8 protein-coding genes are annotated in these 9892 nt (G+C 75.9%); 2 read left to right on the forward strand and 6 right to left on the reverse strand.

What is annotated here, in order from left to right; translation table 11 throughout:
- The first annotated feature begins 2 nt into the window (after nucleotides 1-2).
- Complete coding sequence (locus ACI79A_RS16745; protein ID WP_457084887.1) at nucleotides 3-1331, forward strand: Cache 3/Cache 2 fusion domain-containing protein; 1329 nt, start codon at nucleotides 3-5, stop codon at nucleotides 1329-1331.
- On the opposite strand, the gene hemW is transcribed toward ACI79A_RS16745, so the two are convergent.
- On the reverse strand, nucleotides 1328-2560 hold the full coding sequence (gene hemW, locus ACI79A_RS16750) for a radical SAM family heme chaperone HemW (RefSeq protein ID WP_457084888.1): 1233 nt from the start codon (nucleotides 2558-2560) through the stop codon (nucleotides 1328-1330). The two genes, ACI79A_RS16745 and hemW, sit on opposite strands and share 4 nt — an antisense overlap.
- 40 nt (nucleotides 2561-2600) lie before the next feature.
- Here hemW and ACI79A_RS16755 point away from each other — a divergent pair, with 40 nt between their 5' ends.
- A complete protein-coding gene (locus tag ACI79A_RS16755) occupies nucleotides 2601-3386 on the forward strand; it encodes an enoyl-CoA hydratase-related protein (RefSeq protein WP_457084889.1) in 786 nt (261 codons plus the stop codon).
- Nucleotides 3387-3464: 78 nt separating this feature from the next.
- On the opposite strand, the gene ACI79A_RS16760 is transcribed toward ACI79A_RS16755, so the two are convergent.
- The 5 genes from ACI79A_RS16760 to arfA all read right to left on the reverse strand — a co-directional run bounded on the left by ACI79A_RS16760 (nucleotide 3465) and on the right by arfA (nucleotide 9676).
- A complete protein-coding gene (locus tag ACI79A_RS16760; RefSeq protein WP_457084890.1) occupies nucleotides 3465-3839 on the reverse strand; it encodes a PH domain-containing protein in 375 nt (124 codons plus the stop codon).
- 78 nt (nucleotides 3840-3917) lie between these two features.
- Nucleotides 3918-5663 (reverse strand): selenocysteine-specific translation elongation factor, encoded by a 1746-nt coding sequence (gene selB, locus ACI79A_RS16765; protein WP_457084891.1) that lies wholly within the window; start codon nucleotides 5661-5663, stop codon nucleotides 3918-3920.
- Nucleotides 5654-6964 carry an L-seryl-tRNA(Sec) selenium transferase gene (gene selA, locus ACI79A_RS16770; RefSeq protein WP_457084892.1) on the reverse strand — a complete coding sequence of 437 codons (1311 nt, stop codon included), beginning with the start codon at nucleotides 6962-6964 and terminating at the stop codon, nucleotides 5654-5656. The genes selB and selA overlap by 10 nt, the downstream gene beginning before the upstream one ends.
- Nucleotides 6965-7028: 64 nt before the next feature.
- Nucleotides 7029-8102, reverse strand: coding sequence for an ABC transporter ATP-binding protein (locus tag ACI79A_RS16775; RefSeq protein WP_457084893.1), 1074 nt, complete (start codon nucleotides 8100-8102; stop codon nucleotides 7029-7031).
- Between the two features lie 62 nt (nucleotides 8103-8164).
- Nucleotides 8165-9676, reverse strand: coding sequence for an arabinosylfuranosidase ArfA (gene arfA / locus ACI79A_RS16780; protein WP_457084894.1), 1512 nt, complete (start codon nucleotides 9674-9676; stop codon nucleotides 8165-8167).
- Nucleotides 9677-9892 lie beyond the last annotated feature (216 nt).

Consider the following 9892-nt stretch of genomic DNA (forward strand, 5'->3'; position numbering starts at 1 on the left):
CCATGTCGGAGGACCGGGCGCTGCCCACGGGCGCACCCGGTGCCCGCGACGTCCGGCCGGTGGCGCTCGGGCGCGCCGGAAGGAGCCTGTTCGTGCGCTGGTCCACTGCTGGGAGCACCCCGCCGGCGACGACGACGGCCGAACCGCCGCCGGCACCGCCCGCCCGTCCCCGCCGGCGGGCCGAGCACGACGGCACGCTGGAGACCGCGGCCAAGCAGGCCGGGGTGCTCTCCTCGGCCAGCCGGGAGGTCTCCGACACCTCGCGCGAGGCCGCGGAGTCGCTCACCGAGCTGCGGACGGCGATCTCCGACATCTCCGCCAGCACCTCGCGCGCCTCGGCGGTGGCCGAGGAGGCCGTCCGCGACGCCCAGGCCGTCGACGAGCGGATCGCCGCGCTGCAGACGGCGAGCGAGTCGATCACCGAGATGGTCCGGCTGATCTCCGCGATCAGCCAGCAGAGCCGCTTCCTGGCGCTCAACGCCTTCGTCGAGGCCGCCCGCGCCGGCGAGGTGGGCCGCGGGTTCGCCGTCGTCGCCGACGAGGTGAAGCAGCTGGCCAGCCGCACCGCCCAGGCCGCGGCGGACATCGGCTCGCAGATCGAGGCGGTGCAGTCCGAGACCCGGCAGGCGGTCAGCGCGATCCAGCGGATCACCGGCACGCTCGGGTCCATCGCCGAGGCGCAGGACGCGATCAGCGCCGCGGTCGACCAGCAGCGCGCCGCCACCGACCGGGTGGTGGACAACGTCGACCGGGCCGCGAGCGGTTCGGCGCGGATCACCGACGCCGTGGCGCAGCTCGCCGACAGCCAGCGGCTGGCCTACGTCCGCCGGGCGCTGACGACCGCCCAGGACCTGCTCGACGACGCCGGAGGCGTGGAGCTGGGCGAGCAGGCGGTGAGCCTGACCGTGCGCAACCAGGCCACCGACGCCGCGCGCGGGGCGACGCTCCCGGAGCTGCTGCTCGGTGGCGTGCCGGTGGACCGGGACGACGACCCGCGCCGCCCGGCGCGGCTGGTCGACGCGGTCGTCGCCGAGGTCGGCGGCAGCTGCACGCTCTTCCAGCGGCTCGACGCCGAGGGCAGCATGGTCCGGGCGGCCACGTCGGTGGTCACCCCGGCGGGGCGGCGCAACATCGGCACCTACATCCCCCGCACCAACCCCGATGGCAGCCCGAACCCGGTGCTCGCCGCGGTGCTGGCCGGGCAGACCTACACCGGGCCGGCCATGGTCGCCGGCCGGGAGTACTTCACCGCGTACACCGGCGTGCACTCCCCAGCCGGGGAGCTCATCGGCATGCTCTACGTCGGCCTGCCGCTGGACGAGATCGGCTAGTCCGTCAGGTCGCGGACGACGGCGTCGGCGAGCAGCCGCCCGCGGTCGGTCAGCACCGCCAGACCGGCGGTGTGCGCCGCCGGCTCCAGCAGCCCGCGGACGCACGCCTCCGCGGCCCGTGCCCGGCCGGCGTCGCTGAGTGCGGTCAGCGGCAGCCCGTCGCGCAGCCGGAGCCCGAGCATCACCGTCTCCAGCGCCTGGTCCTCGGGGGTCAGCAGCTCGCGGTCGGCGGCCGGGTGCAGGCCGGCGGCGAGCCGGTCGGCGTAGGCGGCCGGGTGCTTGACGTTCCACCAGCGCAGCCCGCCGACGTGCGAGTGCGCACCCGGCCCGATCCCCCACCAGTTCGCGTTCGCCCAGTACAGCTCGTTGTGCCGGCAGCGGGCGGCGCGGTCGCGCGCCCAGTTCGACACCTCGTACCAGCCCAGCCCGGCCCGCCCGAACGCCCGGTCGGCCTGCTCGTAGCGGTCGGCCAGCACGTCGTCGTCCGGCATCGGCAGCTCGCCGCGGGCGACCCGGCGGGCCAGCCTGGTGCCCTGCTCGACGATCAGCGCGTAGGCGCTGACGTGGTCGACCGGCGCGGCCAGGACGGCGTCCAGCGAGGCCTGCCAGTCGGCGTCGGACTCCCCCGGCGCACCGTAGATGAGGTCGAGGTTCACGTGCTCGAAGCCGGCGGCGCGCGCCTCGTGCGCGGCCTGCACCGCGCGGCCGGGGGTGTGCCGGCGGTCCAGCACGGCGAGCACGTGCTCGGCCGCGGACTGCATGCCCAGGCTGATCCGGGTGAAGCCGCCCGCCCGCAGCGTGGCCAGGGACTCGGGGGTGACCGACTCCGGGTTGGCCTCGGTGGTCACCTCCACGTCCGGCGCGACGGGGAACAGCTCACGGACGGCGTCCATCACCGCGACCAGGTCACCGGCCGGCAGGAGGGTGGGGGTGCCGCCGCCGACGAAGACCGTCTGCACCGCGGGCCGGTCCGGCCCAAGCACCTCGGCGGCCAGCCGCAGCTCGGCGATCGCGGTGGCCGCGTACTCGCTGCGGTTGGCGCCCGGGCCGAGCTCGTCGGAGGTGTAGGTGTTGAAGTCGCAGTAGCCGCAGCGGGTGGCGCAGAACGGCACGTGCACGTAGAGCCCGAAGGGCGTGGTCGGCAGACCGTCCCGGGCGGATGCCGGGATCATCGAGGGATCCGCGGGGAGGGCCGGGGTCTGGCCGAGGAGAGGAAGGGTGGTGGTCATCGCTGCTCCCAGTGTGACCGCTCCCGGCAAGATGCCGGGCGTGACCTCCGCGACCAGCGACGACCGCGTGCTCACCGTCGACGTCTCCGCCGGGGTGGCCCGGCTGACCCTGGACTCCCCCGCCGACCGCAACGCCCTCTCCCGCGCCGTGCGCGCCCAGCTCCGCACCGCGCTGGACGACGCCCTGGCCGACGACGCCGTCCGGGTGGTGGTGCTCGACCACACCGGGCGGGTGTTCTGCTCCGGCATGGACCTGCGCGAGGCCACCGGCGGGGCGAGCAGCGACCAGGGGGTGCGCGAGTTTCCCGAGCTGCTGACCCGGCTGTGGCACGCGCCCAAGCCGGTGGTCGCCGTCGTCCGCGGCCCGGCCCGGGCCGGTGGGGTGGGGCTGGCCGCGGCCTGCGACGTCGTCGTCGCCGGGGCCTCGGCGACCTTCGCGTTCAGCGAGGTGCGGCTCGGGCTGGTGCCGGCGGTGATCTCGGCGGTCTGCCGCCCGCGGATGCAGCCGCACGCCGCGCACCGGCTGATGCTCACCGGCGAGGTGTTCGACGCGGCCACCGCGGCGTCCACCGGGCTCGTCGACCTCGCGGTGGCCGACGACGCGGTGGACACCACCGTGGCCGCCCAGGTGACCGCGCTGGCGGCCGGGGCGCCGGCAGCGCTGGCGGTGACCAAGCAGCTGCTGCGCGGCGGGCACGACCTCGCCGGGGCCCTTCCGGCCCTCGCGGAGATCTCGGCCCGCGCCTTCGCCTCGGACGAGGGCCAGGAGGGCATGGCCGCCTTCCGGGAGAAGCGCCCGGCCCGCTGGGTGCCCGCGGCGGACTGATGCCCCCGCAGAGCTCGTGCTCTGCTCACCACTGGTGAGCAGAGCACAAGCGCCGGCGGACCACCTCGGGGCCGTCCCTCAGAGCACGTAGGTCGCGATCATCTGACCGAGCTGGCGGATGTCGGCGTTGCCCTTGAACTCCAGCCGGACCTTGCCCAGCCCGCTGAACCACAGGTCGAGCTCGGCATCGAGGTCGAAGGTGCCGGCCGTCTCCACGGAGAACGCCTGCACCTTGCTGTAGGGCAGCGAGGTGAAGTCCCGCTTCTTGCCCGTGATGCCCTGGATGTTGACCGCGATGAGCCGCTTGTCGGTGAAGACCACGAAGTCGCGGACGCCCTTGAACGTGGCGACGACCTGCTCGCCCCGGATCATCAGCGGCGCCACGGCCGGGGCGATGTCGTCCGGTTTGCACGGGCTGAGCTTGAACACGGAACCGTTGGCGAAGTCGATCACCGCGTCACCGTAGGGGCGTGCGCCGCGACGTCGGGCCGACCACGCCGCAGCGCCGGCCGCCGATCCGGCCGGCGCCGGTCAGCGCAGCCGGCGGGTGTTGTCCGGCTGCCGCACGGTCACCCCGCGCGCGTCCAGCCACTCGGCCAGCGGGACGGCGACCCGGCGCGTGGTCTGCCACGCCTTGCGCGCGTCGCTGAGGGTGAACGGCTGCGGCAGCTCGGCCAGCCGCCGCCGCGCCTCCTCGGCCACGCCCGGCGCCAGGTAGACCCCCTCGGCGATCCGGACCAGCTGCTCGTCGCGCACCGCCGCAGCCAGCTCCCGCGGGCCGAGCCCGGCCGCGGCCAGGTCAGGCGCCTCGGGGGCGGCGAAGGGGGCGCCGGCCAGCCGGGCCCGCACGTCGTCGACCGCCCGCTGCACGTGCGCGGGCAGCCCCGCGGAGCCGGCGACGACGCGGCCGTCGCGCAGCGACAGCGGCGGGCGCACGACGGCGGGCACCAGCTCCGCGTCGGGCAGCTCGAGCGCCGACCGCAGGACCGCGATCGGCGGCCCGGTCTCCAGCGGGCGCAGCTGCCGGTACCGGGCCACCACCTGCGGCACCCGGGCCGCCAGCTCGTCGGCGAGCCCCGGGGCGATCAGCCACGGGCCGACCTCGGACGCCCCGGCGGGCACCGGCCAGCCCATCGCGACGAAGTCGGCCCGCCGCACGAACCGGCGTCGCTGCAGGTCGGCGAGCGCCCCGGCCTCCCCGGTCGGTTGCCCAGCCAGCTCGGCCCCGCGGGTCCGTGCCGCCCCGCGGCGGCGCAGCTCCGGTGGGTCGACGTCCCGCACGTCGGCGCCGAGCACCCGGCGGGCGCCGGGGTCGCGCAGCAGCAGCCGGTCCCCGATCCGCAGCGGCAGCTCGGCGCTCAGCCGCAGCCGCACCGCCGATCCGTCCAGCGGGCGCACCCGCGCGGCGACGGTGGCCGATCCGATGTGCACCACGAGCTCGGCGGGCAGCCGGTCCTCGGGAGGGGCGGCCAGGGAGACGTCGACCTCGGCGGTCCGGCGGAACGCGCCCGGGGTGAGCAGCGCGTCGCCGCGGGCGATCTCCTCGACCGCGACCCCGCGCAGGTTCAGCGCCACCCGGGCGGTCGCCGACGCCGCCTCGACCGGCGCCCCGAGCGACTGCAGCCCGCGCACGGTCACCTCCCGGTCGCCCAGGGCGAACCGGTCGCCGGTGCGCACCGTGCCGGCGGCCAGGGTGCCGGTGACCACGGTGCCGGCGCCGCGGATGGTGAAGGCCCGGTCGACCCACAGCCGCACCGCCGCGGCGGGGTCGGGCGCCGGCAGGGCCGCCAGCACGCCGTCCAGGGCCGCGGTCAGCTCGGGCACGCCCTGGCCGGTGCGGGCGCTGACGGCCACCGCGGGCACCTGCCCCAGCGAGGTGTCGGCCAGGCGCTGCGCGGCGTCGGCGAGCACCGGGCCCGCGTCGGCGAGGTCGGCCTTGGTGACGGCGAGCAGACCGTGCCGCACACCCAGCGCGTCCAGCACGGCCACGTGCTCGGCGGTCTGCGCCGACCAGCCGTCGTCGGCCGCGACCACGACCAGCGCGGCCGGCACCGAGCCGACGCCGGCGAGCATGTTGCCGACGAACCGCTCGTGGCCGGGCACGTCGACCACGGCCAGCCGGCGGCCGCCGGGCAGCGTGGTCCAGGCGAACCCGAGGTCGATGGTCAGCCCGCGCCGGCGCTCCTCCTCCCAGCGGTCGGGCTCCATCCCGGTCAGCGCCCGCACCAGCGTCGACTTGCCGTGGTCGACGTGGCCCGCGGTGGCGATCACGTCCACGCAGCCGCCACCTCCCGCACCATCGCGGTCAGCCGCTCGTCGTCGTCGGGGGCGAGGCTGCGCAGGTCCAGGTGGGTCCGGTCGCCGGCGGCGTAGCCGACCACCGGGGTGCTCGCGGCGCGCAACGGCTCGGCGAACGCCAGCGGCACGGCCACCGCGGCGCTGGGCAGCTCGAACTCCGGGGCTCCTCCACCCCCGACCCGGGCGGTCGCGTCGACCGCCTCCGCCTCGACCCCGTGCGCCCGCAGCGCCGCGGCGACGGCGGTGGCGCGGGCCCGCAGCCCCGCGACGTCGGCGTCCAGCATCCGGCGCACCGGGGGCACCGGCCCGCGCAACGTCGCCTCCAGCGCGGCCAGGGTGGTCTTGTCGACCCGCAGCGCCCGGTAGAGCGAGTGCCGGCGCAGGCGCTGCACCAGCTCCGCCCGGCCCAGCACGATCCCCGCCTGCGGCCCGCCGAGGAGCTTGTCGCCGCTGCACAGCGCCAGGTCGGCGCCGTCGGCGAGGGTGGTCTGCAGGTCCGGCTCGTCGGGCAGCAGCGGGTACGGGTGCAGCAGCCCACTGCCCACGTCGGCCACCAGCGGCACGCCGGTGCCGGCCAGCGCGGCGGACAGCTCGGTGACGTCGGCGGACCGGGTGAACCCGCGGACGACGAAGTTCGACGGGTGCACCTTCAGCACCGCACCGGTGTCGGGCCCCAGCGCGCCGGTGTAGTCGGCGACGGAGACCCGGTTCGTCGTCCCCACCTCGCGCAGCCGCGCGCCCGTGGCGGCCAGCAGCTCGGGGATGCGGAAGCCGTCACCGATCTCCACCAGCTCGCCGCGGGCGATGACCAGCTCACCGCCGAGCGCGGTGGCGACCAGGGCGAGCGCGGCGGCGCAGTTGTTGACCACTAGCGCGGCCTCGGCGGCCGGGACGGCGGCCAGCAGCGCCCCGAGCGCCCCCTCCCCGCGCGGGCCGCGGCGGCCGGTGGCGAGGTCCAGCTCCACGTCGGTCGTGCCACTGGCGGCGACCACGGCCTCGACGGCGGCCGGTGACAGCGGCGCCCGGCCGAGGTTGGTGTGCACCAGCACGCCGGTGGCGTTGAGCACCGGGCGCAGGCTGCTCGCGCTGCCCGGCAGCCGCTCCAGCACGGCCGCGACGACGTCGTCCGGCGGCAACGCGCCCTCCCGCACCTGCTGCTGCGCGGTCTGCACCGCTGCCTTGACCAGGTCCCGGCCCAGCCGGGCGACGGCGGCGGCGACCTGTGGTTCGGCGAGGACGGCGTCGGTGCGCGGCACCGCGCGGCGGGGGTCGGTCGTCATGGCCGCACCAGCCTAGGGCGGACCGCGCGGGGCCGGTCCGGAGCCGGCCCCGCGGGCACCGGGATCAGCCCGCCAGCCGCGCCCCGTCGGCGCCGAACAGGTGCACGCGGTCCGGCCGGGGTGCGACGTGCACGACCGTGTCACGCCGCGGCGGACGCCGGCCGTCGACCCGGACGGTGATCGGGCGCTCCTCGCCGCCCTGCTCGGTGCGGCCGTAGACGTAGGCGTCGGCGCCCAGCTCCTCGACGACGTCGACCTGCACCCGGGCCCCCTGGTCGGCGAGCGCGAGGTCCTCCGGCCGGACGCCGAGCACCACCGTGTTCCCGGGGACCCGCGCGAGGACGTCCCGCCCGACCGGGAGGACGAGATCCCCGAAGCGGACTCCCCCGTCGGTGAGCGGCAGCTCGAACAGGTTCATCGCCGGGGAACCGATGAAGCCGGCGACGAAGACGTTGGCCGGCCGGTCGTAGAGCACCCCGGGGGCGTCGCACTGCTGCAGCACCCCGTCCTTGAGCACTGCGACCCGGTCGCCCATGGTCATCGCCTCGACCTGGTCGTGCGTGACGTAGACCGTGGTGACCCCGAGCCGGCGCTGGAGCGAGGCGATCTGGGTGCGGGTCTGCACGCGCAGCTTCGCGTCCAGGTTCGACAGCGGCTCGTCCATCAGGAACACCTGCGGGCTCCGGACGATCGCCCGGCCCATCGCCACCCGCTGGCGCTGACCACCGGACAGCGCCCGGGGCTTGCGGTCCAGGTAGTCCGCCAGGTCCAGCAGCTGGGCTGCCTCCCGGACCCGGCGGTCGCGTTCGTCCTTGCCGACGCCGGCGATCTTGAGCGCGAAGCCCATGTTGTCCCCGACGGTCATGTGCGGGTAGAGCGCGTAGTTCTGGAACACCATCGCGATGTCGCGGTCCTTGGGCGGCACGTCGGTGACGTCGCGGCCACCGATGCGGATGGCGCCGTCGGTGACGTCCTCCAGGCCGGCGAGCATCCGCAGCGACGTCGACTTGCCGCACCCCGAGGGCCCGACGAGGACCAGGAACTCCCCGTCGGCCACCTCCAGGTCCAGCGCGTCGACCGCTCTGCGGTCGGCCCCGGCGTACGCGCACGTTGCTCTGTCGAAGGTGACGGTCGCCATCGAGCGTCCTCCTGGTGTGGTGGTTCCGTGAGTGGGTGGGTGTGCGGGTGCGACCGGGAGGATCAGCCGAGGGAGACGGCCGTCCAGGACACCGGGGGCAGCTCCACGGTGAGGGTGCCGCCCTCCAGCACGGCGCTCTTGTTCTCGCCCGGGGCGATCCGCGTCGGCTCGGCCAGGGTGTTGGCCGCGTAGGGGTCCCCGTCGTGCAGCGTGTGGGTCTCCAGCACCCGGGCGTCGCCGAGGGCACCGGCGTCGACGGTCACCGTCACCGGCCCGTCGATCGCCCGGTTGACCAGGAACAGCGCCGTCCGCCCGGTCTCCGGGTCGTGCGTGGCGACGGCGTCGACGAGCGGCACGTCGCCGTGCTGGGCCGTGGCGTAGGTGTCGGACGACAGCTCCACCCGCAGCGCGTTCCCGCGGGCGAGCCGGGAGGTGAGCGCGAACGGGAAGAACGTCGTCTGCCGCCAGGCCGGGCCACCGGGCTCGGTCATGATCGGCGCGATGACGTTGACCAGCTGGGCGAGGCTCGCCGAGGTCACCCGGTCGGCGTGCTTGAGCAGCGAGATCAGCAGGCTGCCGACCACCACCGCGTCGGCGACGGAGTAGACGTCCTCCAGCAGCCGCGGGGCGTAGGGCCACTGCTCGATGTCGGTGATCTGGTCCTCGGTGTGGAAGCGCTCCTGGTACCAGACGTTCCACTCGTCGAAGGAGATCTCGATCGTCTTCTCGCTGCGCAGCACGGCCTTGACGTGGTCGGCGGTGGCCACGACGGACTCGATGAACCGGTCCATGTCGACCGCCGAGGCCAGGAAGCCGGCCAGGTCGCCGTCCTTCTCGGCGTAGTAGGCGTGGCAGGAGATGTAGTCGACGTCCTCGTAGGTGTGCTCCAGGACGGTGCGCTCCCACGCGCCGAACGTCGGCATCGCGGAGTTGGAGCTGCCGCACACGACCAGCTGCACCCGGGGGTCGAGCTGGCGCATCGCCTTCGCCGTCTGGCTGGCGAGCTTGCCGTAGTCCTCGGCGCTGCGGTGCCCCAGCTGCCAGGGCCCGTCCATCTCGTTGCCCAGGCACCACATCCGCACGTCGAACGGCTCGACGGTGCCGTCGGCGACGCGCTGGTCGGACAGCGCCGACCCGGAGCGGACGTTGCTGTACTCCAGCAGGTCCAGCGCCTCCTGGACGCCGCGGGTGCCGAGGTTGACCGCCAGCATCAGCTCGCTGCCGACCTTGTCGTTCCAGCGGGCGAACTCGTGCAGCCCGACCTCGTTGGTCTCCACCGAGTGCCAGGCCAGGTCCAGGCGGCGGGGCCGGGACTCCCGCGGGCCGACACCGTCCTCCCACCGGTACCCGGAGACGAAGTTGCCGCCGGGGTAGCGGATCGTCGAGACCCCCAGCTCGCGGACCAGCTCGAGGACGTCGGTCCGGAAGCCGTCGGCGTCGGCGGCGGGGTGACCCGGCTCGTAGATGCCGTCGTAGACACAGCGGCCGAGGTGCTCGACGAAGGAGCCGAAGACGCGGCGGTGCACCTCGCCGACGGTGAAGCGCGGGTCGAGCGTCAGGCGTGCGGAGGGCATGGCAGAACTCCTCGAGGGCGCGGCGGGGCCGCAGTCGCGTGGGGGTGGGTCACGTGGATGGGGTCGGAGCGGCGTCGGTCGGCGGGACCGGCCCGCCGGGGGGGGGGGGGGGGGGGGGGGGGGGGGGGGGGGGGGGGGGGGGGGGGGGGGGGGGGGGGGGGGGGGGCGGGGCGCGTGCCCGCCCCCGCCCCGCGTCCCCCCCCGGCCACCCCCCAG

It is taken from the genome of Modestobacter sp. SYSU DS0657 (assembly GCF_054050925.1).

Bases quoted from the DNA above. Each gene is read 5' to 3' on its own strand.
- ACI79A_RS16745 (WP_457084887.1), top strand. From the start codon at position 3: ATGTCGGAGGACCGGGCGCTGCCCACGGGCGCACCCGGTGCCCGCGAC.
- hemW (WP_457084888.1), bottom strand. From the start codon at position 2,560: ATGACCACCACCCTTCCTCTCCTCGGCCAGACCCCGGCCCTCCCCGCG.
- selA (WP_457084892.1), bottom strand. From the start codon at position 6,964: ATGACGACCGACCCCCGCCGCGCGGTGCCGCGCACCGACGCCGTCCTC.
- ACI79A_RS16775 (WP_457084893.1), bottom strand. From the start codon at position 8,102: ATGGCGACCGTCACCTTCGACAGAGCAACGTGCGCGTACGCCGGGGCC.
- arfA (WP_457084894.1), bottom strand. From the start codon at position 9,676: ATGCCCTCCGCACGCCTGACGCTCGACCCGCGCTTCACCGTCGGCGAG.